At 57.5% G+C, this 25,010-nt stretch carries 13 protein-coding genes; 11 read left to right on the top strand and 2 right to left on the bottom strand.

The window, feature by feature from the left end; all coding sequences use genetic code 11:
• Nucleotides 1–106: 106 nt before the first annotated feature.
• The 4 genes from NPS47_RS09445 to NPS47_RS09430 all read left to right on the top strand — a co-directional run bounded on the left by NPS47_RS09445 (nucleotide 107) and on the right by NPS47_RS09430 (nucleotide 12,623).
• On the top strand, nucleotides 107–4,915 hold the full coding sequence (locus tag NPS47_RS09445) for a Tc toxin subunit A (RefSeq protein ID WP_274294724.1): 4,809 nt from the start codon (nucleotides 107–109) through the stop codon (nucleotides 4,913–4,915).
• A gap of 1 nt (nucleotide 4,916) precedes the next feature.
• Nucleotides 4,917–9,428 (top strand): neuraminidase-like domain-containing protein, encoded by a 4,512-nt coding sequence (locus tag NPS47_RS09440; protein ID WP_274294723.1) that lies wholly within the window; start codon nucleotides 4,917–4,919, stop codon nucleotides 9,426–9,428.
• 82 nt (nucleotides 9,429–9,510) lie between these two features.
• On the top strand, nucleotides 9,511–11,193 hold the full coding sequence (locus tag NPS47_RS09435) for a hypothetical protein (protein ID WP_274294722.1): 1,683 nt from the start codon (nucleotides 9,511–9,513) through the stop codon (nucleotides 11,191–11,193).
• A 32-nt stretch (nucleotides 11,194–11,225) separates the two neighbouring features.
• A complete protein-coding gene (locus NPS47_RS09430; protein WP_274294721.1) occupies nucleotides 11,226–12,623 on the top strand; it encodes a hypothetical protein in 1,398 nt (465 codons plus the stop codon).
• A 203-nt stretch (nucleotides 12,624–12,826) separates the two neighbouring features.
• Here the strand turns inward: NPS47_RS09430 and NPS47_RS09425 are convergent, their stop codons facing one another.
• Nucleotides 12,827–17,500 (bottom strand): SpvB/TcaC N-terminal domain-containing protein, encoded by a 4,674-nt coding sequence (locus NPS47_RS09425; RefSeq protein WP_274294720.1) that lies wholly within the window; start codon nucleotides 17,498–17,500, stop codon nucleotides 12,827–12,829.
• 331 nt (nucleotides 17,501–17,831) lie between these two features.
• On the opposite strand from NPS47_RS09425, the gene NPS47_RS09420 reads away from it, so the two are divergent.
• The 4 genes from NPS47_RS09420 (at nucleotide 17,832) to NPS47_RS09405 (ending at nucleotide 20,911) form a co-directional block, all read left to right on the top strand.
• Nucleotides 17,832–18,296 carry a hypothetical protein gene (locus NPS47_RS09420; RefSeq protein WP_274294719.1) on the top strand — a complete coding sequence of 155 codons (465 nt, stop codon included), beginning with the start codon at nucleotides 17,832–17,834 and terminating at the stop codon, nucleotides 18,294–18,296.
• 67 nt (nucleotides 18,297–18,363) lie between these two features.
• Nucleotides 18,364–19,212, top strand: a complete 849-nt coding sequence (locus NPS47_RS09415; RefSeq protein ID WP_274294718.1) for a DUF692 domain-containing protein — start codon at nucleotides 18,364–18,366, stop codon at nucleotides 19,210–19,212.
• On the top strand, nucleotides 19,205–19,942 hold the full coding sequence (locus NPS47_RS09410; protein WP_274294717.1) for a DNA-binding domain-containing protein: 738 nt from the start codon (nucleotides 19,205–19,207) through the stop codon (nucleotides 19,940–19,942). The genes NPS47_RS09415 and NPS47_RS09410 overlap by 8 nt, the downstream gene beginning before the upstream one ends.
• A 222-nt stretch (nucleotides 19,943–20,164) precedes the next feature.
• Nucleotides 20,165–20,911, top strand: a complete 747-nt coding sequence (locus NPS47_RS09405; protein ID WP_274294716.1) for a maleate cis-trans isomerase family protein — start codon at nucleotides 20,165–20,167, stop codon at nucleotides 20,909–20,911.
• 20 nt (nucleotides 20,912–20,931) lie between these two features.
• Here NPS47_RS09405 and NPS47_RS09400 read toward each other — a convergent pair whose 3' ends face one another.
• Nucleotides 20,932–21,783, bottom strand: coding sequence for a LysR family transcriptional regulator (locus NPS47_RS09400; RefSeq protein WP_274294715.1), 852 nt, complete (start codon nucleotides 21,781–21,783; stop codon nucleotides 20,932–20,934).
• A 184-nt stretch (nucleotides 21,784–21,967) separates the two neighbouring features.
• Between NPS47_RS09400 and NPS47_RS09395 the strand changes: the two genes are divergently transcribed.
• From NPS47_RS09395 to NPS47_RS09385, 3 genes are all read left to right on the top strand, one after another.
• Entirely contained in the window at nucleotides 21,968–22,489 is a 522-nt protein-coding gene (locus NPS47_RS09395; protein ID WP_274294714.1) for an L-2-amino-thiazoline-4-carboxylic acid hydrolase, read from the top strand.
• Nucleotides 22,486–23,748 (top strand): hydantoinase/carbamoylase family amidase, encoded by a 1,263-nt coding sequence (locus tag NPS47_RS09390; protein ID WP_274294713.1) that lies wholly within the window; start codon nucleotides 22,486–22,488, stop codon nucleotides 23,746–23,748. Before NPS47_RS09395 ends, NPS47_RS09390 begins: the two co-directional genes overlap by 4 nt.
• A 120-nt stretch (nucleotides 23,749–23,868) precedes the next feature.
• Nucleotides 23,869–24,984: a PLP-dependent cysteine synthase family protein gene (locus NPS47_RS09385; RefSeq protein ID WP_425313490.1), complete on the top strand. Its 1,116-nt coding sequence runs from the start codon at nucleotides 23,869–23,871 to the stop codon at nucleotides 24,982–24,984.
• Nucleotides 24,985–25,010: the final 26 nt, after the last annotated feature.

Genomic DNA, 25,010 nt, shown 5'->3' with positions numbered 1-25,010 from the left:
CAGCCCCGCTACTGACAAAAATGCCAGTTGAGCCAGCCGCTTAGCTGTACTTATCTATCCATCAAATCATCACCATCGGCGTACGCAAATTACCAGGTGAAATGACATGGAAGAGAGTGAGCAGTCGATTGATCAGCCATGGCTGCAACAATGGTCTTCGTCGCAATCCGTGGCGCTGCAAGCCGTTGTTGCTCAAGCAGGGTCATTGACGGCCCTGGTAAACGCGGCGCCAGAAGCGTTGTTACGAAAGCACAGCCAACTGCATATCACTGATGCCCGGACCCTCTCTGGATTAGCCCAGAGCGTTGGCATCGTGGTGGCCCGTCAGTTCAGAGAGAACGCCTTGAGTGGCGGTATTCGACGCGCTTTCAGCCAACGCCATGGCGTGTCGGCACTGGTCGGTGGTCCTACCTATAACAACTGCTTTCTCATCGATTGGGATGCGATGGCGCTACCAAAAGCCATCGAAGCCTCGACGTCTCCGGTGGCTTACGCAAGAGCGCTGTACTGCAAGGCGTTGAAACTTGAACAGGCAGTCGACGCAGCGGATTTCAAGCTGCGTCTCAGTGAGCGCCGGTCAGATTTGAGTAGCAAAGTGCTGGATACAGCAGCAATGAATGGCATCGTTTCAACCTTGGATATTGTCAGCGACGTGTTGGAAAGTACGATAAAAAGATTCCTGCGCAGTCATGACGAAGAGGAGGATGTTGATAAGGCGCTGGCTAAAAGCCGTTATCCGTTTTTATTGCCGTATGAGCGCTGGCAAGATCAAATCAATGGGGTGCTGACTTCCGGTTTGCCTGAATTAACCTTGGGCGAGGTAGGCAGACACGTTGACGGGGAATACCCTTACTTTATTCGTAAGGGCGCGCATTCCCTGCTGTCGGATGCGGCGATGCAACAAAGTACCGGGCTGGGCGCGCACAGAAGAGCGATGCTTATCGAGGCGCCCGTTTTTACAGGTAACGATGGCAGTGGTCGACGTAGCGACCCTCGCACTCACCAGCTTTACGCCGATAACCTTGCCACCGAGCAAGACGAATTCTTTATCAAGAATTTCGGTGTGAACGGTTTGTCCGAGTTGCAAAGAGCCGATAGTTTTTGCCTGGCGACTGAAGTCCACCGATCGGATCTGGATTCGTTATTTGCCCTGGAAACTCAGGCCCCCTTTATCTCGCCTAACGTGCCGATTCTGGGCGATAGCGCAGACCCCTCCAGGTTTGGTGCCGTTTTTATCAACGCCGGTGTGCAACCGCCAATCGCCATTAGTACCTCAGAAGATGAAGAAGTACCTGTTCCGCCGCATCAGCTGATCAACCTCACCGAAGATCGGGCCGATCGCCTGAATCGCATGATTCGCCTTAGCCGCTGGATGAACTTGTCCTTCGACCAGGCCGATCGCCTGGTCATGGCGGCCATTAGCGCCGAAGCAAGAGGCGTTGGTGCTCCCAGGATGACCGTCAACACATTGCGCGCGCTGGGTGTATTTCAGGATTTTCACCAGCGTTATGCCGTGACCGCCGAGGACTTTGCCGCCTGGCTGGGTCAGGTATCAGCCTACGGGGCAGGAGAGAAGCCGGCTCAGTTTGACCGGATTTTCAACCTCCACTCACTGTTCCCCACCCCGCTGGTTCTCGATGGCAGCGCGTTTGATATTCAGCCTGAGGATGAGCGCGGGCAGCAAACGGTTCAGCAGATTTGTGTAGCCCTGGGATTGAGTCAGGAAACCTTCCAGTACCTGGGTCGTATCATCGCGACGGCCATGGAAAAGAAGGTTCTGGAGCGAACGCTGCCCGTCTTGTCGTCCTTTTACCGGATAACCAGCCTGGCGTCCTGTCTGAAACTTCACCCCATCGTCCTTATGGCATTGATTGAAGTGCTTGATGAGGGCGGAGAGTCTCTTGTCCGGCAGATAGCCGGGATTCCGCTCAATGTTACATTTCAGGTGTTCGGTTACACCGATGTGCTCGGCACGCTGGTGGCGGTGAACTCTTGTGTGCAGTGGTGCCGCGATAATGAGATTGATGTGGTCTGGCTCATCCAGCACCTGCGTGTGCCGCAGGCCGTCTCCACCGATGCGGAAAGCAGGCTGTTACGTGAGTTGAACAGTCGTCTGGAACCTGTAAGGATCACCCGTACGACCTTGCTGGAAGCGGGAGTGCCAAGCACAATCGAAGTGCCCTCTGCAGAGGGCAATGGCGTACGTGAACTCATGACCCCTCACTGGCTATGTCGCTTGCGTGATCTGGTCGACCTCGACGGCATTGTCAAAGACGGCGTAGCGGTCGCTGAAGAGGATTATGCGGACAGCGCCAGGAGCATCATCGAAGCGCTACTCAATAGCCTCTTCAATGGCCAGGAAGATCCCGAATGCGAAGAGCCGCGCGAAGACCAACAAACGCATAAACGTGTGCGCAGCAATTCGATTGTGCCGGTCGTCCAGGAAAAGCAACAAATACTGGAAACCCTTCTCGCAATTGTTCTACGCGCCCGCGCCGCTCAACGAGCGGTTGTGCAGGAAAGTCTGGCGGACTATCTGCCGATGCCTGCGGAGCTGGTTTTACCCCTGGTGTTCTGGTCCAGATACAGCGTCTTCAACTTGCTGGCCACAGCCAGAGCACTGTCGCTGTCCGGCGACCTGTCAACCCTGAGTCGTCCTGGCTTGCTGCGCATGGCCGTGCACTCGGATGATGGGGAGCACGCCGATACGTACAAGCGTTTGCTGGCGGAGCTCGCACAGCTGAGCAGGCTGGCGCGCATCGCTGAGCAGTTTCAGCTGGACGCCGGCATGCTGCAAAACCATGCACGTAGCTGGGGAGAGGGCTGGTTTGGCTTTCCGGCTGGCGACGTCAGCCTGCCGACACTCTATTACCTTAGCCTCTACCAGCGGCTCACCGGCATGGCGCAGCAACCCGCGGAAAAGCTGCTGCACTACTTGTGGCTGGTCAACGATCCGGAGCTTTTTGCTACTGATGTGCCTCCGAGCGAGGATCAATTACGCCTGGTACGCGATGCGGCGGCGGTCAAAGTCGCGCAGTTCATGGGGTGGGGCGCAAGCGAAGTGTTGGAAGTGGCGATGACCGTGAACAGTTACGGCATCGTGTTTTCCCTGGTTGAATTCGATAAATTGCTGCGCTGTCATACGCTGTGTCAGAAGACCGGCCTGAGTGCGCGCTCAGTACTTGAACTGGGTGCTCTCAAGTTGCAATCGACTGATGAGCAATATCGGGCAGCCGCACAGAACGCACTCAGTTGCCTGACTGCGCAATCGTTGGCAACTGAGCGAGGTCCTGTCGCGGAAGTTGGGCAAAGTGTCACCACGGCATGTACGGTTTCCGCTGTACGCCTGGTGGCTGGCGATGTCGCGCATGACAATGTCGCGACGGTCACGCTGACGATCAAGGATCTGCGTGGTAAAGCGCTGCAGGGTATTTCGGTGCGCTGGGAAGTCAGCGATGCTGGCAGCCTGCACCAGAGACAGACCTTTACCAACGAAGATGGGGTGACAACCGTTGTCCTCAATCCAGGTGTCATTATGGGCATCGCCCGGGTCCTGGCCAGAATTGGCCTGGATCAGGATGTGTATGCACCTCCGGTCTTTATCGACTGCCACGAACCGAGTCTGAGGGTCGAGAAGCTCTCCGGCGACGACGATTTGCCCAAGCGCAATCCACTGGCTGGGGAAAAGCAGCAGGTCGAATTGTATGTCCAGCTTTTGGACTACCTCGAGAATCAAGGGATCGATCGGCTTGTTCATTGGGAAACCGACTTGGGCCGATTGCTCTCAGCCGATGTGCATACCGACCGCCAGGGTATCGCCCGCGTGCGCTTGGTCAGCCGTTATGCCGGGGTCTGCAACGTTAAAGCCGAGTTCAACGGAAGAACCGTTCGTCTACCGGCGATCACCTTTGTCGACCGGCCCTCTATCGATAGAGATCATAAGCTGCGCCTGGAATCCAGCAACGTTGCCGGCGAAGCAGTCACTGTTTGTTGCAGGCTGATCGGGCTCTGGGGTGATCCGTCGGTAGGCAGCGAAATCAAGTGGGTCATCGAAGGTGCAGGGCTGGACCCGGAAGCGTTGCTCTCACAGACAGATGATCAAGGTATTGCGAAGATAACCTTCACACCTGCCCAGGCAGGTCACGTGAGTATCCGCGCTATCTATGCTCAAGGGTCTGGCGCGCAAGAAGAGCCAGACCTGCTGGAGCACGTGTTTGAAATACTCTCCGGACCGACCATGGTGCCCGCTTCGCGCCCGTGTGTAACCGCTGTTGCTGCTCCCGGGAATGTGCTGCCGGTCGGCGTACGTGTTGATTCCGAGCAGGATCACGAGCCGCCAAGCGAAGGCAAGAAGCCCGTCGCGCGCTACCCGGTGCTCTGGTCCAGAACTGACCAGCCAGAACCACCAGAGCAGGCACAACTCTCTGATGTGACGGGCGTGAGTGCGTGGCTATTTCCGCTCGACAAGGCCGGTGAATTTACCCTCACGGCCAGGCTGGGCGAGCAACAGCTATCGTTCCAGATCCAGATCATTCCTGCACCACAGTGGACGATCCAGCTCGATGACAACCCTGTCACGCCTTCCGAGGACCTGACATTCCGTCAAGGTTCGAGCTACCGCTTGCATGTACAACCGGCGCCGGGGCAGGACTTGTTACCCGGCCAGCAGGTACTGCTGACCTGGCAAGGGCCGAATGTGATCGGTTTGGGTATCCGGTCCAAGCCGATGTTCGGGCAAGTTGAACGGATGAGCGAAGAGGGCCTGACCTGGGAAATTGATTGTAATGGCCACGACCCTGCGCAGTTTGCATTGGGGATCCGGCTGGATGAGCTGGAACATGTCACCTGGTTGAAAGTGAACTTGCTGGGAGCAGGACGTCAGGCACGACTCAACAACTTTGCGGGGCGCACTTGAGATGAACAGCCAACTGCCTTTGCTTGCCAAGCTCAACGAGGACCGCCGCGAGGCGATGGTCAAGTACTTCCTTGGTCAGGTCGCCCCCGCTGAAGGCACCGCCAGCGGTCAACTGAAAACCGCCGAAGATCTGTACCAGTACCAACTGATCGACAACCAGGTCAGTGACAAGGTCAAGACCTCCTGGGTTGCGGAGGCCATCGCCAGCCTGCAGCAGTACATTCATGGTATTTACAACGGTATGGAGCCCGGCCACGACCGTGTCTTCAGTCAAGAGGAGGTAGCGTTCTGGCGTGATTGGGAATCGCAGTATGCCATCTGGTCGGCTAATGAAATGCTCCAGTATTACCCGGAAAACTATATTGACCCGTCGCTACGGCTGAAGAAAACCGAACTGTTCAAAACACTCGAGATGGACATCAACCAGGCGCGCATCAACGATACGCGGGTCCGTGAAGCGCTAATGAACTACCTGAGCACTTTCGACCAGGTCAGCAACCTGCAGGTTCGCGCCGGCTACATGGATGGCTGTGACCGGCGCCAGTCTGATTACTATTTTATCGGTAGCGAAAAATTCACCCCCCTGCGCTATTTTTTCCGCAAAGCCAAGGTCTCGTTACAGCCGAGCAATACCCGCATGAACCCGACGGCTTGGGAGGAATGGACGGAGATCAGCCTTAGCTTTGGTAGGGATGTCACGCATATACGCCCGGTTTACTCGGCAAAGCGCCTTTATCTGGTGTGGGTCGAGCGCATCAGGCATGAACGCCAACCTCAAGGTGACACTGCGGCCACGGCAGAATGGCGCCATGAAGTAAAACTGTCTTATCTTGACGTGAACGGCATGTGGGTTGCGCCGATGAATGTGGGGCATCTGACTACGGCTGACGAGAAACTTCAATACACCCTGATGGCCGTATCGTTTACCAGTTTTTCCCAAGTTGGCGCGACCTTGGTGGTAGCACTGGTACCGCTTCCCCAAAAGGCTGCAAGTAAACAGGCCGATGTAGCAGGAGATGAACCAGTACTCGTCAACGCATGGAATTCGGCTTTCGAGCCGGTACAGGTGGACGCAGGCAAATTAGCGGGTCTGGCCCTGGTGCGTTATACCGATGCAGCCGTTGTGCAGCAGCGTTTCGTTGATATCGAAGATGCCTACAGCAAACTGGAATATGAACTGGCCAGCATCACTCAGAATCGCGCCCCGATTGAAGGCTGGGTTCCGTTTGAACCGATAGATGGAGTTAACCAGCACCTGGAGCTGGAGGTTGAGTTTGTAACGTCGAGCACCAGTGATGTCAAATTTAACATTCGCGGCAAGTGTACAGCGCTTCGTTACACCAAGCGCATTGACAGGCTGTTTCTTAGCACGGCGTTGGCACCGGGCCAGCCCATTGTAAAAATTGAAATACAAGAGGGCGATCTACAGAGTGAGGGCAGCCGGGCAACGCTGATTTTTCACCCTGAACTCATGCTCAGTCCAGCCAGCGTAGAGGTCTGGTACAAGCAGACCTCACTGTTAAAAACCGGGCCGCACAAGGGGCTGTTTAGTAAACGATTCATGGTCTCGCATGAGATCGTAGAGGCTATCAATAACGCATCGCCTGAAGAAGTAACTTCTGGAATAAACTTTACAATTACGATCAACGGCAAATCCATTGGTTTCGCCAGCGAGCGAAATTTTCTGCATACTAAATTTGATCGGTTCAAGGCAACAAAGCTACGCATCTGGAAGCGCTTCGGAGATGACTACGAACAGCAAGGTGAAGTCTGGAATGGGACAGCGGTATTAAGTGGCGACATCAAGACAGCGGCAGTCACTTATGCGGGCTCGCTAAACAGTCAAACTCCGGAGCGCCAGGCTTTTATCTTCGGTGCGACTCAAACAGATAACCCCTCTACGGGCTACAGCTGGTTCGATGTCAGGTTAAAGGCCACCTCGGCATCGGCACCGTCGATCGTAGAAGCTCAAGTAGGCGGTAAAGGGAACGGCGGGCAGTTCCTCACGTTCAACGATAGTGGTTTCCAGGTGCCCAGTGTTCGTCTGAACTCGCTGTTCAGCCAGCACCTGATTCAACGCCTGGCAGTCTCGGTCGACCAGCTGCTGCATTGGGATACCCAGCACTTACCTGAACCTGGTACGCCCGAGACCCCGGGTGTGCCGGTCCCGCTGGACTTCAATGGCGCCAATGGCCGGTTTCTCTGGGAGTTGTTCTTCCATGTCCCGCACCTGATTGCACAGCGCTTGAAGCTGGAACTCAACCATGCGCAGGCGCAGAACTGGCTGCACTATGTTTTCAATCCGGCGGCACGGGTTATTCCTGCTGCCCGCGAAGCCCAGAGCTACTGGCAGTCTCGCCCTCTGCTTGAAGAGGGCGATATGAACTATGAAATTGAAGGGCCAACCGACCCGGATGCGATTGCCTATTCCACCCCCGAGCACTACCGCAAAACCATTTTCATCGACTATGTGCGCAATCTGATCGACTGGGCTGACGGCCTATACCGACGCCAGACCCGGGATAGTTTGAGCGAAGCGAAGCTGCTCTATGTACGTGCGCTTAGCTTGATGGGCAATCCCCCGGACTATCGCGGTGTCAGTCGTTGGCATCCCGCGCCCCTGGAAAGTCTTGCGTCGTCTGATACCGTGCGTCTAGCGGCGCTGGAAGCGTCAATTGATCCGGCGCTGATGGCGAACATTGCCCAGCGTCCGGGTGGGCCTGTGTGGTGGGGTGTCCTGGATTCGCCTGCCTTTCAACCGCCGGTGAACGAGAGCTTGCTGGAAATCTGGGCAACCTTAGCGTCACGCCTGAGCACTATGCGCCGGAATCTGACCCTCGATGGCAAGCCCATGAGTTTGCAGCTTTACGAGGCTATGGCCAATCCTCAAGATTTGCTGCGGGCCCAGGCAGGCAGCGCAGGCTTCGGTCAGCGTAATCCGGGTGGCCATTTTGTCGTCCCTCCGTATCGCTTCCTGTCAATTCTTGGGCGCGCCCAGAGTGCGGTGGAGACGTTAATCCGCTTTGGCGAACAAGTCCGTCAATTCATGGAGCAAGGCGATCGCGCTCAACAAGAAGAAATGGTCCAGAGTCAACTGGTCGAGATGGCCGGTTTCGCGGTTCAGTTGCAGGAAGAGAGCATTGCCCAGGTTGAAGCAACCAAAGCGTCCCTTGAAGCCAATTTAGCGGCGGTTCAGTTGCGTTTCGAGTACTACCGTAGTTTGGCTGACGAGCGCACATCGAAGAACGAAGGGGAGGCGATGGGCTTGATGGTTCAAGCCTTGCCACCCCAGCAAGCGAGTGCTGTTTTCTCAACATTGGGGGGCGCTCTGGACACGCTTCCTAATGTCTTCGGGCTTGCCAATGGTGGATACCGTGCGGCTGGTCCCGCCTATGCAACCGGAACGGCGTCCTCGATTACCGGTATTACAAAGCAATCCCGTTCAGGGAACCTTGATGCGTCTGAGCGTTATTCTCGCCGTAGTCAGGAGTGGGGGCATTTACGTGACCTTGCCAGCAAGGAAGCTGAAGCGCTCACCGCACAGATCGAGGTCCAGGACATCCAGATAACGGCCGCGAAGACGGCGCTGGCGCAGCAAGTCCGCGCCCAGGGGCACGCTGGCGAGCTCAACACCTTTTTGACCAAGACGCGCGGCACCAAGGTTTCGCTTTTCCGTTGGTTGCTGGGCCAGATGTCGACCCTGCATTTTCAAACATACGATGCAGTCGTCGCCTTATGCAGTTCGGTTCAAGCCAGTTGGCAATACGAGATCGGCGATTACGAAACATCCTTCATCCAACCCAATGTCTGGTTCGACAACTACCACGGCCTCACGGCGGGCGACGCATTGAAGCTGGCGCTGTTGAACATGGAGTCGGCATTCATCCATCGTAACGAGCGGCGCCTGGAGATCGTCAAGACCGTGTCATTACGCCAGTTGTTCGGTGAACCGGCGTGGGCAGGACCAGCGGGCGCACTGGAAACCTTGAAAAGCAAAGGCTCGTTGCCGTTTTCGGTGACCGCGAAGATGCTCGACGAGGACTATCCGGGCCTGTACCTGCGGCAACTGTTGCGGGTTGCCGTCACCCTTCCTGCAGTGCTCGGCCCCTATCAGGACATTAAAGCGAGGTTACTGCAGGTTTCCAGCAAAACAGTGATCAAGCCAGAAATCGCCGCTGTGCGCTATTGCCATGATGCCAACAATGAGCAGGCTAACCCTGGCGATATCAAGTTCAATCTGCGGCCCTCCGGACAGATTGCGATTTCGAACGGGCTCGATGATAACGGTGTGCTGCAGATGAACTTTGACGACGGTCGCTACTTGCCGTTTGAGGGTACCGGTGCGGATTCTGAATGGCTATTGGAGTTTCCGCGTTTTCAATCTGACACGCAGAAAAAACTGCTGGGGAACATAACCGATATTATTGTGCACTTCCATTACACCGCCGTTGACGGCGGCCAGACCTTCAGCGGTGAGGTCGAAAAGCTGTTGGGGGAGAGTGATGGCGCGTGACTCAACAGTGGGCGGGTAGCGGTTTTTATTGTGTGCTCAGTTATCTTGGTACTTAGATGCCACTCACCTGGAGCTTTCATCGATGGACATCGAACGCAGTCTTATTCTTAACGGAAACTTTGTTGAGCCTGGGATGAAATACTGGGAGCTCCATGGCGATGGCAGCAGATATTCACAGGAGAATGACGAAGAACGTAACTACGTCTACCTCTACTACGGCATTGTAAAACAACATTTTAGCTTGCCGGTCGATCCTTATAAAAGTACGTACAGGCTACATCTCGAGTATCAGCCGTCACAAAATTCATCGGAACCGGTGGTTCAACCATACCTCGAATTGTGGGCATTTCCTACTGCGCGGTTTAAACCAAAACCATTGGTTGGTCCTTCGCGCGAATCGACTAAGACTATGCCCTGGTTGGAAGACCAGGTGGACTTTAGTCCGTTTAAGGAGGGTGACAATAAATTTGAGTTACGGGTTGCATCTGGTCTCAACCCAGAGACATCGCCCGATCCAGGTTCGCCGCCGGAAGAAGAGTCGCCCAAAGGCGAATGGCCGTGGCGCCCTGGTGCGCTGCATTTCACGGCCGTTGAGGTCAAGCTGCATTTGCAACCGCTGAAGCTGAGCGATACCCCGATCAAACTGGGTAACCAGGATGCCCGATTCCTGCCCAATGGCAAAGTGCCGATCTGCCGGGGCGCAACACATCTGCTTGCACCTGTGGTTGATACCGAGTGTGGTTGGGCGCCAGAGCAGGGCTACCCAGGTACACTTGTTTATGCCGAGTGGGCAGACAAAGACGCGGCATCGACACTCGAGGTTGAACTGTCGATGACCGATCCAAAGGAAGATGGCACCCAACAGATGGGTAAAGCATACAACGTGATTAGCGGTAACTTGGGTAGCGGTAACCTGGACATAACCTTTCAGAGTATTTATAACGCCGACCCATTTACCCTCCCGTGCACCGTGGGGCATTTCAAACTTGAACAGGTTGAGCACCAGCAGCCGGAGTATTGGCCGGTTTTCCCAAAAGACGAAACCATCGACCTGGCGGTTTGCCTGCATAACGCAGTGACGACTGGCCCGGCTGAGGGCGTTGTGGTGAGCTGGGCCAAGCCTGATGGCAGTTCTGAAGATGTGTTGACCGATCAGCAGGGATGGGCCCGCTATCAGTACCAGCCGATCAAGGGCGAAGATCATACGGTCACCGCCAACTTCGACGCGCCCTACAACAAAACAGCCGAACAGCACGCATTCAATGTTCGAATGATACCGACTCAACCGTGGGGGCAATTTGTGCTGTTGTTCGATGGTAAACCAATGGATATGGACAAAGACTTTTTGCCGATAACGTTGGGTAAGGTCTTTCAACTGCAGCTCAAACCCAGCGCCGAGTGCGTACTCATAGACCAGTTGGTTGGCCTGGAGTGGGCCATAGACGGCGGCGGCGACCCCGAAGAAGTAAAGGCGACGCCGCCGTTAGGAGGAGAGCGCGCCAGACTCACCGCAGAGGGGTTCACATGGGTTATCGAGTGTCACACCTACTATAAATATCGTATTGCAATCAGAGTGAGTTGTGATCAATTCAAGGTCCCTCTGGAGTTTGCGATGATGTTGCTCGGGATCGGCAATATGAAAATTGCCAGCCCAGAAGAAAGCCAGGAAGCACTCGAAGACGCTGACAAGATTTTTGAGAACAAGTTGCTTTATATCAGCGATCCTGAAAAGCCAGAGGACACAGTAGATCGAGCGTTGTATTGAAATAACCAACCACCGATCAAAAGGATTTTTCCATGAACAAATCAGAAGATGTTAAAGATGATTCCAACGCCTTGAACTCAACGCATCCCATAAAGGATCGGTTCAAGACGGGATCTGTTCCGACTGAAAAAGACTTTGGTGAATTTATTGACCTTGCAGTGCTTTCCCAAGTGCGACTAGGGGAGCTAGTAGATAATGGTACACCTGGCCCAGGACCGGGTGAGGGATTGAAACTAGCTAACGGAATATTGTGCGTTGACACGACGGTGACCAATCCGCTTGCAGGCCCGGGTATAAGTGTCTCGGGCAGGACCATTAGTGCAAAATTCAAAGATAAGGGCGGCCTCAAATTGGAGGGCGATGCGCTGATCGTTGACACTGCGGTGACCAACCCGACGCCGGGTAACGGTATCAGTGTCTCGGGCACAACCGTCAGTGCAAAATTCAAAGACAAGGGCGGCCTCAAATTGGAGGGCGATGCGCTGATCGTTGACACTGCGGTGACCAACCCGACGCCGGGTAACGGTATCAGTGTCTCGGGCACAACCGTCAGTGCAAAATTCAAAGACAAGGGCGGCCTCAAATTGGAGGGCGATGCGCTGATCGTTGACACTGCGGTGACCAACCCGACGCCGGGTAACGGTATCAGTGTCTCGGGCACAACCGTCAGTGCAAAATTCAAAGATAAGGGCGGTCTCAAATTGGAGGGCGATGCGCTGATCGTTGATAGCGCAGTGACCAATCCGACGGCGGGCAACGGCATCAGCGTCGACGGAAGGACCGTCAGTGTGGACTTTAAAACCGACGGCGGGATCACCTTGAGTGGCAAGCAACTGATTGTTGATACCACCGTGACCAATCCGGTGGCTGGAGCCGGTATTGCTGTCTCCGGCAAAACCGTGAGTGTGAGTCTCAAAAACAATGGCGGCATCACCACTGACAGTGGCGAATTAAAGGTTGACTTGACTGCAGGTGACGGTATTGCCGTCTCCGGTAAAACCGTGAGTGCGCGACTTAAAAGTAATGGCGGCATTATCCCCGATAACGGTGAGTTAAAAGTTGACCTGGCTGAGGGTAATGGAATTGGTGTTTCCGGCAAAACCGTTAGCGTGAATAATAATGCATGGGTCTGGGTGATGGGAAGTCTGCATGGTTCAAGCCATTATTGTGATATCGGAGCCTTTAAGGCTTTCTTCTTGCAATCGGAAAAGTTCATCATAGGAAGGTTTTACTGCTCAGGTGGTGCCATTGCTTTTGATGAAACTAGCAGGTTCAAAATCAATAACAAAGGTGCGGTTGCCAGGTATTTCAATCCTGATATGGTGGTGTTTGAAGGAGTGCTGGGTGATAATTCAGTTTTTTTAGCATATTACAAGGGGCATGGGTCTTCGGGACATCACTATTCATCAGGCATTATTGAAAAGTTGTAGCTTTTTTGCCTGGGCTTAAGTCGCAGCAGGTACTATGTTGTGCCTGCTGCGATGGTAAACCCAATCAATAGGCAACCTGGGTTTCCCCTACTGATTCACGCTAATGGTTTCATCATGCCAAGGCGAAAGAGTAAATAGCCGAACATAACATCCAGCTGATCCCTTCTCAGCCCCCTTGTGCAGTTACCTGCATTCGCTTCGAGTCAATGCCGGGTCGTACTTGTCCCCCACGGCGATTTCGGTTTTTCCGCCGGAGGCGAGTCAAACAGATCATTCTCATCAAAAGCGACCGTGCTCCACACCCAATACCACATCTCCCGGCGTAACGGCTTTAGCTCAGGCGGATTGCCCTGGAGCATTTTTTTCGCCAGCACGGTCTCGGTCGGGCGGCCCGCCGCATCATAAAACTGCTGGTCGTGATAGGCGTGTTGGCGCATCGAGCGGTCATTGATGTAACGCGGCTGGTCGGCGAAGTACGGTCGGTAAACCCGGACCTTTTCGCCTTTGTTGTTGTACTCGACCGGTTCACTGACCCGCCAGCGCCGTGGCACCTCAGCGTCCTTCGGTGTACCGTCGTCTTCGAGCAGCAACTCGCCGTTTTCATCGACCAGCCAGGCCTTACCGGGTTCGACTTCCTGTTTGCTCTGCAGGGTGCGACCGAATCCGTCCAGGCAGGTAATGCTCACCCGCACTTGCATCTCTTCATCGCCCGGGTAGCGGTCAGCCAGCATGCCGACGGCGTACACCGGCTCACGCTGGGCGCTGTCGATCAGTTGTTTGAGGGTTTGTTCGTTGGCATCAAGCGCGTCGCGGTCTTCGAGGTGTTGTCGGGCTCTGTTGCACAGGTGCCCGCTGGGCAGGACGAAACCTTCGGCCCGGGCCCAACTCAGCCACTCGGCAGACGGTGGCGAGATCCGGGAGACGCGTCCCATCCAGCTGAAGGTGTCCCAGAAACCGGCACTGGCGAAGCGGCCGATGGCTGCTTTCGGGTCGCCAATGGCAATCGCAGGGTCGCGGTCTTTCGGTGCAACATAGTTCTGCAAACCATCAAAGCCTACGGGCTTGCCTGCCTCTGTACCGTAGAAACTGGTCACCAGCGGCTCACCAAATGCGTTGTATCGGCCTTCCTGAATATTGAGATTGGCATCTTCGATCTGCGCCGGCAGGAATGTCCGATAGTCAATGTCGCGGCTACGGGTGGTACAGCCGTCCGGCAAGGTGACGGCAGTGCTCAGGCACCAGTAGGGGTCGTAGGCGACTTTGGTGATGCCATGGTGTTGCGTTTCGCGAAACTCCTTGACGTTATAGAAACCGTCCAGGCCATGGTAAACAGGAAAGCCCCGGTGCACGGACCACAAGTAGTCTTTGGCGTCTTCCACCTTTTCAGTCCCGAGAAACCACCACTCCACGGCTGACCACACGTAATCCGTCACTGCCTCGGGCTTTTCAGCCTCGGGCAAGAACAGCTCCATGATGTGATAGCCGACCTCTGGCGATTCAAGCTTTTCTTTCAGACTGCACGGATTGCCATCCTTGTCGGTCAGCTGGTCCTTGACCCTGTCGTAAGCGCTGAGTGCCACTTCGTCCAGCTCCGCCGTTTCCACATACGCGGGTAAGCCTTCGAAGGTCGCGGTACCCGGCGCCAGTGTCAGGCCGCTGACGGGGTCGATATAGCGCTGCATTGACAGGCCGGTCAGCACGGCTTGTGCTGCCCACGCGCCTTCGTCCTTGCTCTGTTCAAGGACGTACTCATGGTTGATCGTGGCTGGGTTCAGTGCGGCCTTATCCAGCATCAGGGCATTGCTGCGCTGTTGGTAAGGCAGGCCCAGGCGCCAGGCCTCTTGCTCCGGTAAATGAATGGACAATGCCTTGCTCTGTGTGAGGTACCAGGCCTGTTGAGCTTCGTCATGGGCGTCCTTCCACCAGGTCTGATGATGCACGTCGCTGAAGGGCGGTGCATCGTCTTGGGTTTTGCGCCGGGCGTAATGCACGGTCATGGCATGCGTGAGGTTGCCATATTCGTCCCACTCAAGGTTCAGGCTGTGCTGGCAGAGCGGGTCATCACTGATGTGCGGTTCGTACTGGTAGCTGATCGATTCCAGATCCAGAGGTTGCAGCACTGCATAAGGCTGATGTTCGCCTCGGGTGCGCAGGACCCTTACCAGGTATCTGTTCTCGTTCACCGTGTAGGGCACGGCAGTAGCCGGATCGTCGTCTGCGGCGAACACCTCCGTGCGCATGATCCTGCCGCTCAGGGTTCGGGCAATTTCGCGGGCGAGGGCGTCGCCGGGGGCCGTCAGTGGTTGGGCTGCGCGGTCATTGAAGTGATAGTTCTGCGCCAGGGTGGGCTTCAGGGGGACGGCCAATGGATCGCGGGTGTAGTAACCGTCCCGTGACACATCGATGGATTTGCCCGTGTGAAACCAGGTCTTGCTCAGGATCGGCGCGGTAAAACCGGCTGTCGAACGTTCAGTCGGCGTGGCTTCGGTATCGGTCTGCAGGAGCAAAGCAAAGCCACGGAACTCGCGTTCGAAGCGATCGTAGTAACCGCCACGGTACCTGAAGCCCTGGGTCAGACGATTGCCGGTGATCTCGTCGATCTGGGTTTGCCGGCTCACCAGGTGCATGGCAAAGGGTAATGCTGAAACGGGATGTTCAACGCCGGCAGCCATCTGCTCCTGCTTTTCATCCAGCCATTCCTGGGCCGAGCTGCGATAGCTCACCTGACTGGTGGCGCCCATGTTGTTACAGGTGGTGTTGACCAGATAGGGTTTGGCCTTGACGAAATCATAGCGCCAGTGCCGTGGTTCCATGTGCGGTACGGTCAAGATCAGGCTGGAGCACCCCAGCCCTTGCAGGTCGGCGGTGCTGACCTGGCAGAGTCGGTCGTAGCGCACGCCGTCGGGCCAGGGCAGCTCGCTGGGGGTCAGGTCGTAGCCGTTACCGGACCGGTTCATGAACACCTGTATGCAATCGGCGTGCAGGTAGATCAGATCGGCTGCGCCCGAGCCGTCGAGATCGGCCAGTAGCACCTGTGCAGCATTGAACTCGTCGTACCTGAACGGTAGGGCACACAGCACGAAGCCCTTGCCGAAGCGGCCATGGCCCAGGTTTGGCCAGCATTTGACCTCATCGTGACGGATACGCAGTAAATGCGGCTGCCCGCTGCCAATGATATCGGCGAAGGCCACCAGCTCGGTTGCCGAATTGCTCAGCAGCGGCAGGTCATCGTCGTCCTGCCGATGAGGCACATCAATGCCATTGGCGAACCCGGCCTCGCGACAGTTACCGTACAGGCGCACGCTGCGGGGGCCGATCAAGGCCATGTCGCTCAGGCCGCCACCCTGCAGGTCGGTGACTTGTGAACGGGGGTGGAAAAACTCGCAGGGAAAGGCCTCGAACGGCACGAAATTCGACCAGCTTCGATCAGGCTGGAGGGTAAAAAAGCCGCACATGCCAGGCTGGGCCACCAGCCAGTCCAGTTTACCGTCGCCGGTCTGGTCCGTGAGCGACTGCCGAGCGGATTTGCGGCTGTCGGCCAGCGGAACACGCGGTAGCAGTTGCCGGTCACCGTAGCTCACCTCATTACCGCCGGTTTCGCTACGCAACGGCTCGCGGTAGTACCAGCCCTTGTCATAGCGGCACAATATCCCCGGCATGCCTTCACCGTACAGGTCCACCAGCTGGTAACGTTCCCCGTCATTCAAACCGGGCATCTCAGGGAACGGCGTCCAGCCCTGATGCTGCGGATCAAGGGTGAACGCGTTGTAACTGAACTCCAGTGGCGGTCGGCTCTCGACCTGGCCGAGGCTGTCGTGAGCCTGGACGTGAGCTGCGGTCAAATAGTTGTAGCCCAACGGGCTTGGACGATGCTCCAGCAACAGGCGCTGGACCAGCACGGGCTCTTTCCCCAGCTGTTCTTCTTTCGGAAAGTGATGGAACATCAGCACTTGCCGGCACAGGCGCCGGGTGGCCAGCGCAAAACCGTAGGCGTAGTTCCAGAACGGGTCGCTACGCTCAAACCATGGCTGCTGCTCCTCGAAGCTGGGTACCTGCTCAAGGTCGGCGTTGCGTTCGCCATAGTCGAACACCAGGTGAAAGTGCCAGAGCTGGTTTTTCCAGCTGTCGGTACTCCAGGCATACAGGTGCGGATCGGCTTTTTCATTGCCGTAGCACACACGCTTGAGATAACGCTGAGCACGGTAGTCGCGGTGCTGTGGCGGGGCTGGGAGGTCTTCTTCAGGCTTGTATTCGTAGACGATATGTTCGCCACGGGTGTTCAGGCTTTCTTCGATCATCCAGACGCCGACATGCGTTTCGTCAATCGGGTCGGCGCGGCGCGCGTTTTTGTTTTTGCCATAAAGATGCAAGCTGCCATCGGCACCGTGGATCAGCCAGAACCCCGCAGGATCGGGCGTGCTCGACCAATGCTCAATCAGATTGAAACCACTCTCGTCGGTGGGCCGGTAACGTACCACGGTGTGTTTGCCATCCAGTTGCACGCCGTTGTAGCTGCTCACCTGTCTGGAGATCGGCCTGCCATCGCTTTCATTGCGCTCCGGCATCCACACAACGCCGCTGGGGCCAACCACCTGGTCATTGCCGTCGTAAGTCGGAACGACTTTGGTTGTGCGAAGGGTGATGGCATCGGTTGTCATTCGCCAGCCGATCCCGAACGGGCTGTTGCCGATATCGCTGCTGTAGCCTAACCCTAGCGCCGGGGCAAAGCCGCGTCCGGGGGAAATGGGCAACGGCAGCTCCAGCGAAGCGGCACCTGTGGTACCCACGCCGCCAAAGCCCTTGCCGATGCTTTGAATAGCACCGCCAGCTTTGGGCAACGCAGGTGGATTGACGCTCAGTGGTGATTGATCGTTCATGTCAGTCCCTGCGTTGAAGATCACCGATCAGCCCGGGTGTGCGCTGTGTATAGGCCGTTCGGGTTCGCTCTACGCTCACATGAATCTGAACTTTTTTCACCTGACAGAATTACCAGGTACTGGCGTGTTTGACGTATCACACTGTATCCGCCCACCGCCGCCCGCTGATTCGCTTACAAATGTACCTGCCTGCGGATACGTCACGGATACATCGCCGTGGCGAAATGGCCACACCCGAACGAGGTCAGCCCCGGCGCCTCGTACCCGGGTGACAACGCCCTTGTGGCATGACCTGCGCGGCTTGGCCGCATTCAGTATCCGGAGAATCACCATGTCCCGTACCCAGCTCTCTGGCAAAACCCGTATTGGCCTGATCGCTGTCGCCCTGGCCGGCGGCTTGAACCTGGTATCGTCCGCCGCGTTCGCCGTGGAGGCGCTGCCCCAGGGCTATCAGCTGGCCGCCGCCGACAAGGCCGCTGAAGGCAAATGTGGCGAAGGCAAGTGTGGCGCGGCACAAGCCAGCAACACCAAGGCCGCCGAAGGTAAATGCGGTGAAGGTAAATGCGGCGACGCCTCCTTCGCCCGTACTGACAGCGACGACGACGGCCGGGTCTCGCTCAAGGAATTGCTGACGGTGGCACCGCAAGGCGGCGCGGAATTTACCGCGATGGACAGCAACAAGGACGGTTTTCTGTCCGAGGGCGAGGTCTACACCTTCCGCAGCAATCAATACCTCTCCAACGGCAAGCCAGTACCGACCGAGCTGTTCACCAAGCTGAGCCAGGCCAAGAACTGATTCGCGTCCTGTTTTGCACCCTCCCTGTACTCCCCGCCGGGGAGGGTGACCGCTCTGGAGAATATCCATGACCACACCTTATCTCCCACAGGGTGCCGGCCTCGGCTTGCGCCGCGCTTTGCTGCCTGAACTGCTGGCGATGCCGACCCATGCCGTGGATTTCCTCGAATGCACGCCGGACAACTGGATCAATGTCGGTGGCCGCCATGGCGACGGTCTGGCGCGTCTCGCCGAGCGCTTCGCGCTGACCTGCCACGGTTTGTCGCTGTCGCTTGGCGGTCCGGCGCCATTGGATCTTGAGCTGCTGCGGCGTACCCGCGAATTTCTTGACCGGCACCATGTGGCGTTCTTCAGCGAGCACCTGAGCTACTGCTCGGACGATGGCCAGCTGTACGACCTGCTGCCACTGCCATTCACCGACGAAGCCGTCCGCCATGTTGCTGCGCGGATTCGCCAGGCACAGGACGTGCTGGAACGGCGTATCGCGGTGGAGAACATTTCCTACTACGCCGCGCCTTATCAGGCGCTGGCGGAGATCGACTTCCTCTGCGCGGTACTGCAGGAGGCCGACTGCGACCTGCTGCTGGACGTCAACAACCTGTTCGTCAATTCGATCAACCACTGTTACGACGCCGGGGAGTACCTGGCGGCGCTGCCTGCCGAGCGGGTCGTCTATATGCATGTGGCCGGCCACTACGACGAAGCGCCGGACCTGAAGATCGACACCCACGGCGCGGCGGTAAAGAACGACGTATGGCGCTTGCTGGAGCAGGCTTACCAGCGCTTCGGCACGCTGCCGACCCTGCTGGAACGCGATTTCAATTTCCCGCCGCTGACGCAATTGCTGTCCGAGGTCGAACAGATTCGCCTGCGTCAGCACGCTGCCATTGCCTGGCCGGAGGTGCGCCATGCATGAGGTCCTGCAGGAGCAATTGCAGTGTATGGCGCGCCATGTGCGCGACCCGCAGCACAACGCGCCGCCACCGGGTATCGAGGCGCGGCGCCTGGCGGTGTACCGGCAGTTGTTCTTTGGCAACGTGGAGTCGCTGTTGGCCGGTGGCTTCCCGGTGATGCGCGCCAGCCTCGGGGCAACGCAATGGCAGGCGCTGATCGAATCCTTTTACGCCGACTACCGCTGCCAGACGCCTTTGTTCACGGAAATATCCGCAGAGTTTCTCAGCTTCCTCGAAGAGGGTGGTGGCGCCGCCCTGGACCTGCCGCTCTGGGTAGCGGAGCTGGCGCATTACGAATGGGTGGAGGTCGCGCTGCTCCTGAGCGACACGTGCGCGCCCGCGCATGACGCGCTGGGTGACCTGCTCGATGGCGTACCGCTGCTGTCGCCACTGGCCTGGCCGTTGGCCTACCAGTGGCCGGTCAGCGAAATCGGCCCGGACTATCTGCCACAGCAGGTCCCGGACCAGCCGACCTTGTTACTGGCGCGGCGCGGTCCTGACCTGCAGGTGCATTTCTCGCGCCTGGCGCCGCTGGCCCATGCGCTGCTTGCTTCATTGCAGGCGCACAACTGCAGCGGGCGCGAGCATCTGCAAGCCTTGGCTGAAGCCATTGGCGTCGACGTGGGGGCGATCCTGCCGCAAGGCCTGGCTTTGCTGGAGAACCTGCGCGAACAGGGTGTGGTATATGGATAAGCTCCCATTCGAAACCCAGCCTAGCTCTCAGTTGATCGGTGTACTGGCGGCCACAGCATCGAGGCTGAGCTGGAGGTGAACTCCTGAACACACATCGACCATATTGAACAATTAATCGCAAACCGCAATAAGTCTGCCGGAATTCACCATGAGTCGAGCTTTTGTCATCCGCTATGATGCCAACCGCGAGGTCAACTGCAGGTATCACCGGGAGAGCGGGTCATGAAGCATCACCAGACGGGCATCGACATTGCCAATGCGCAGCAACCGCGCCCCTGTATCGGCTTGATTGCCTTGGCGTCGGATGTATTGGTCGAACGTGATTTCTGGCGTATGGGGCTGGCGGCAGGTGTCGATATCGTCACCACCAGAATTGCTCAGTCCATGCCGCTGACACCGCAAACGCTCGCCAAGCTTGAGGATGGAATCTCCGACGCCGTTCGACTGCTGCTACCGGAAGCCAGGCTGGATGCAATTGTCTTTGCCTGTACGTCCGGTTCGGCGATCATTGGTCCGGCGAAGATCGCCGAGCATATTTCTGCGATTCGTCCCGGTGTGTCGGTCACCAATCCGGCAACCGCGGCGGTCAAGGCGCTAAGGCATTTGGGCTGCGACAACATCGCGTTTTTTGCCCCCTACACCGAGGATGTCGCTGAAATCACCAGCCGGGTTTTCAGCGATGCGGGTATCGGTTTTTCGGATCGTCTGTGCTTTGGCCTGCAAAGCGATGTGGAGATCGCGACGCCGGGACTGGAGCACTATCTTCGCGCCATCGCTGAAGCGGATACGGCGACAGCGGATGCGATCTTCTTATCCTGTACCACTGCGGCAACACTGGACCTGATTGCACCGCTTGAGGCGCACACGGGCCTCCCGGTGATTACCTCGAACCAGGCCGCTTTCTGGCACGCGCTGCAGCTGATCGGCGGGAATGCGCCCCTGCCGGGCCTGGGAAAACTCTTGGCCTAGCGCCAGGGCAGGAGCACTGCTCACGTCACGTCGAGTTGCAACGCATCGCGCAGTGTCGTGAGCAGCTGGCGGACGATCACCGGCGGTTCACTGTGGGCCGTTTCGAATCGGCCGTGCACCATGGGCAGTTGCGGCAACCGCGGATGCTCGAGCTTGAAGAGATCATCGGGGCAGTCTTCCTCGGGAATGGCCGCAATCGCCAGGCCGCTGCGAACAGCAGTACGGATGCCTTCAAGTGTGTTGCAGTCATACACCGACCGCCAAGGCACGCCAGCCTGGTCCAGGGCCGTGAATGCTTGGCGAAAATACAGGCAGTGACCGGAGATATGCGCTAACGGCAACACCTCGGTCTTGTCCAGATCAAAATCCGCCAGGCCGATCCAGACCAACTGGGAAGGGCACAGGTCCGGGGTTTGCCCGGCTTTCAACGGCTCTCGCAGCAGGGCCGCATCCAGAAAGCCATCCGCCAAGGCCCGACTGTGTTCAAAGGACAATCCCGAGGTGACTTTGATGGTCACTTTCGGGCGCATCGCCATGAATGTTTGCAGCACCGGGGCAAGGCGCGAGAACAGATGATATTCATCGGGCAACCCCAGCTTGATCGTCCCGCCCATACGCGCGGGGCAGAACTCCTCTTCAATCCGATCGATCACCTGCAACAGCGTGGTGACGTGGGTCAGCAGCAGATCGCCCGCGGTCGTTAGCTGACAACTGCGGGTAGTGCGCCGAAAGAGCTGGGCCTGAAGATAGTCTTCCAGTTTGGCGATGTGTCCGCTGACCGTAGATTGACTGGCGTTCAGCAGCCGGGCCGCCTCACTGAAGCTTCCAACCGAGGCCACTTTGTAGAAGCTGCGCAGCAGGACGGTATCCATCGGAGCCTTTCCTTTAAAGGGACTGAACAATGCAGTGCGGCTGGCAGTGTACAGATGACTGGCACATGCATTTATCGCGTTTTGCGATCAACCTATCAGATAAAACCGTTTCTGTTCAATAAGTGCTGCTGGGTATATTGCCGATGCGATAACCATAAAAGACTCCAATAGAAGGAGGAGCAGCATGAGTGATAAGCCAGTTCACAGCCCGGCATCGGCCATCGAAGGCGAGATCGGCATTCTTGCCAGGCGCCGTATCGAAGCCGGTGTCATCGCGCCGATTTACGAGGAAATGCGTGCCCGGCTGGGTGAGGAAGTAGCCCGGTCGATCCTCGACACCGCTATCAGCAAGGCGGCGGTGGAGGCGGGGCAATCGTTCGCCGCCAAGACGCCTGGCGGCACCAGCCTGCGGACCTTCCAGGATCTGCAGCAGCTGTGGACCCAGGACGACGCCCTGATCATCTCGGTCGGCAAGGCCACCGATGAGGAATTCCACTACACCGTCCATCGCTGCCGTTATGCCGAGATGTATCGCGAAATGGGCCTCGGTGAGATCGGCCATCTGCTGTCCTGCAACCGCGACTACATGTTCCCCAAAGGCTACGACGCGAATATCGAACTTGAACGCACCCAGACCCTGATGGAAGGCGCGTCTTGCTGTGATTTCAAATATCGCTACGCAAAACCACAGGATGGTCAGCAATGAGTGGAGACAACAGCATGAACCGCAAGCCGCTCATCCAGCCGGAACGCCTGTGGGGCGATCTGATGTCGACCGCGAAGTTCGGTGCCCTGGGTGAAACGGGGATGTGCCGACTGGCGCTCAGCAACGAAGACCGGCAGGTCCGGGACTGGTTTGTGGCGCAATGCCGTGCACTGGGTTGCACGATCCAGATCGACCAGATCGGCAATATCTTTGCGACCTATCCGGGCCTTGATGCCAGTCTCGCCCCGATCGCCATGGGCAGTCACCTCGACACGCAACCTGCCGGCGGCCGCTTCGATGGCATCCTTGGCGTGCTGGCAGGCATTGAAGTGCTGCGCGCGCTGCATGACGCCTCGGTGCGTCCCGCGCACCCGATCACCGTTATCGCCTGGACCAACGAGGAGGGTTCGCGCTTCGCCCCGGCGATGATGGGCTCGGGAGTGTTCTGCGGCGCACATGAATGGGCAACCGTTGCCGCGACCTGCGACAAGTCCGGTGTCTCGGTAGCCCAGGCGCTAGACGCCATTGGTTACGCCGGCGAGCACAAGCCCGGCTTCATGCAATTCTCTGCCTATCTGGAACTGCATATCGAGCAGGGCCCGGTGCTGGAAGCTGAACACCTGGAGATCGGTGTCGTCGACGCGGTACAGGGTGTCTGCTGGCTCGACATTAAAGTACCGGGGGTCGGCGCCCATGCCGGGGGGCGTCCCATGAACATGCGCGATGACGCCCTGGTTGCGGCCTCTAAGATCATCTTGGCGGTTGAAGCCGTGGCTGGCGCTCATTCGCCTGGCGTCGGCACCGTCGGCTATATCAGTGCCGGGCCAAACTCGCGCAATGTCATTCCAGGCACGGTCGCGCTGGAAGTGGATCTGCGTCATCCCGTCGATGCTGAGCTGAGCGCGCTGGAGAACGAGGTGATCGCTGAAATCAAACGAATTTCACCAGCTGCAGAAGTCCGCCGGGTGTGGCGCAAACCACCGGTTACCTTCGATGCGCGCATCGTCGATGCCATCGCCGCCCGCACCGAGGCGTTGGGTTATTCGGCGCGACGCATGGTGTCCGGAGCCGGCCATGATGCAGCCCATGTTGCCGGGGTCGCACCCAGCGCGATGATCTTCATTCCCTCGTACCAGGGGCTCTCGCACAACGTCCGCGAATACTCCTCACCGGAGCAATGCGCGCAAGGCGCTACGGTACTGCTTGGGGCGGTACTGGATCTGGACAACCTGCTGCTGGCGGACAAGCGCAGCGGCTGAAGCGGTATCCGCGGCAACAAAAAATGCAGCACCGGCGTACGGGAATGGCCATGCCTTTTGGCCATCCCGCGCATCGTCGTGGGCGCACCCACTTACTTCGGCGTACCTGGAATCTTTGATATGGGCATTACAACAATAACGCAACCTCTACACCCGGTCTCGGTCGATCTCGATTGGGCCCGCAGTGCCGTTCGCTTGCTGGAGGGCGATGGCCACCGCTCGGCTGACACGCACCTGATCAAGCCGACGTTTCCGGGCCTGGCAAATATCTCGGTGTATCTGAAGGACGAAAGCACCCATCCGACCGGCAGCCTGAAACACAGGCTGGCGCGCTCGCTGTTTCTCTATGGCATTTGTAATGGGCGTATCAGCAAAGGCACGACGCTGGTGGAGGCTTCATCCGGTTCTACGGCGGTGTCGGAAGCCTATTTCGCCAGGTTGCTGGGCTTGCCGTTCATTGCCGTGATGCCCAAGAGCACCAGTGAAGCGAAGATCGCCGCCATTCGCCGTTTCGGTGGCGTCTGCGAGTTCGTCGAACACCCTGGCGAAGTCTATCGCGTCGCCGCGCAGATTGCGGAGCAGACGGGCGGCTACTACCTGGACCAGTTCACCTACGCGGAACGTGCAACCGACTGGCGCGGCAACAACAATATTGCCCAAAGTATTTTCAACCAGATGGAATGTGAGCAGCACCCCCAGCCGACATGGGTGGTGATGAGCGCAGGTACCGGCGGAACCTCGGCCACCATTGGCCGCTATATCCGCTACCGCGGCTTTGACACCCGCCTGTGCGTTGTCGATGTGGAGAACTCCGCGTTCTGCAAGGCCTGGGAAACCGGTGACATGTCGACCACCTGTGCTGATCCTTCCAGGGTTGAGGGCATCGGCCGCCCGCGGGTGGAGCCTTCATTCATTCCTGGCGTGATCGATCGCATGTTCAAGGTCCCGGATGCGGCCTCGATTGCGGCTGCGCATGTGCTGTCGGAGCGTTTGTTCCGGCGCGTAGGCGGATCGACAGGCACCAACTTCTTTGGGTTGTTGTGTATTGCCAGCGAAATGATTCGCCGCGGCGAACCAGGCTCGCTGGTGACATTGATCTGCGATAGCGGTGATCGCTATGCCGATACTTATTACAACGCGCAGTGGCTGGAGCGCAACAACCTCGACATCGCCCCGTGGTACCAGCGTATTGAAGCGTTTCTGGATGGCGAAACTGACCAGTTATCTCTGGCCTAGCAGTACCAGGCCAGCGCCTTTTGTCC

This window comes from Pseudomonas putida, assembly GCF_028682475.1.
GTDB classification, from domain to species: domain Bacteria; phylum Pseudomonadota; class Gammaproteobacteria; order Pseudomonadales; family Pseudomonadaceae; genus Aquipseudomonas; species Aquipseudomonas putida_AG.
The sequence above is the reverse complement of the archived record's forward strand: the minus strand, read 5'-3'. Positions and strand labels throughout refer to the sequence as shown.

Excerpts from the sequence above, each read along its gene's own strand:
- NPS47_RS09445 (WP_274294724.1), top strand. The coding sequence starts at position 107 with ATGGAAGAGAGTGAGCAGTCGATTGATCAGCCATGGCTGCAACAATGG.
- NPS47_RS09440 (WP_274294723.1), top strand. The coding sequence starts at position 4,917 with ATGAACAGCCAACTGCCTTTGCTTGCCAAGCTCAACGAGGACCGCCGC.
- NPS47_RS09435 (WP_274294722.1), top strand. The coding sequence starts at position 9,511 with ATGGACATCGAACGCAGTCTTATTCTTAACGGAAACTTTGTTGAGCCT.
- NPS47_RS09430 (WP_274294721.1), top strand. The coding sequence starts at position 11,226 with ATGAACAAATCAGAAGATGTTAAAGATGATTCCAACGCCTTGAACTCA.
- NPS47_RS09425 (WP_274294720.1), bottom strand. The coding sequence starts at position 17,500 with ATGAACGATCAATCACCACTGAGCGTCAATCCACCTGCGTTGCCCAAA.
- NPS47_RS09420 (WP_274294719.1), top strand. The coding sequence starts at position 17,832 with ATGTCCCGTACCCAGCTCTCTGGCAAAACCCGTATTGGCCTGATCGCT.
- NPS47_RS09415 (WP_274294718.1), top strand. The coding sequence starts at position 18,364 with ATGACCACACCTTATCTCCCACAGGGTGCCGGCCTCGGCTTGCGCCGC.
- NPS47_RS09410 (WP_274294717.1), top strand. The coding sequence starts at position 19,205 with ATGCATGAGGTCCTGCAGGAGCAATTGCAGTGTATGGCGCGCCATGTG.
- NPS47_RS09405 (WP_274294716.1), top strand. The coding sequence starts at position 20,165 with ATGAAGCATCACCAGACGGGCATCGACATTGCCAATGCGCAGCAACCG.
- NPS47_RS09400 (WP_274294715.1), bottom strand. The coding sequence starts at position 21,783 with ATGGATACCGTCCTGCTGCGCAGCTTCTACAAAGTGGCCTCGGTTGGA.
- NPS47_RS09395 (WP_274294714.1), top strand. The coding sequence starts at position 21,968 with ATGAGTGATAAGCCAGTTCACAGCCCGGCATCGGCCATCGAAGGCGAG.
- NPS47_RS09390 (WP_274294713.1), top strand. The coding sequence starts at position 22,486 with ATGAGTGGAGACAACAGCATGAACCGCAAGCCGCTCATCCAGCCGGAA.
- NPS47_RS09385 (WP_425313490.1), top strand. The coding sequence starts at position 23,869 with ATGGGCATTACAACAATAACGCAACCTCTACACCCGGTCTCGGTCGAT.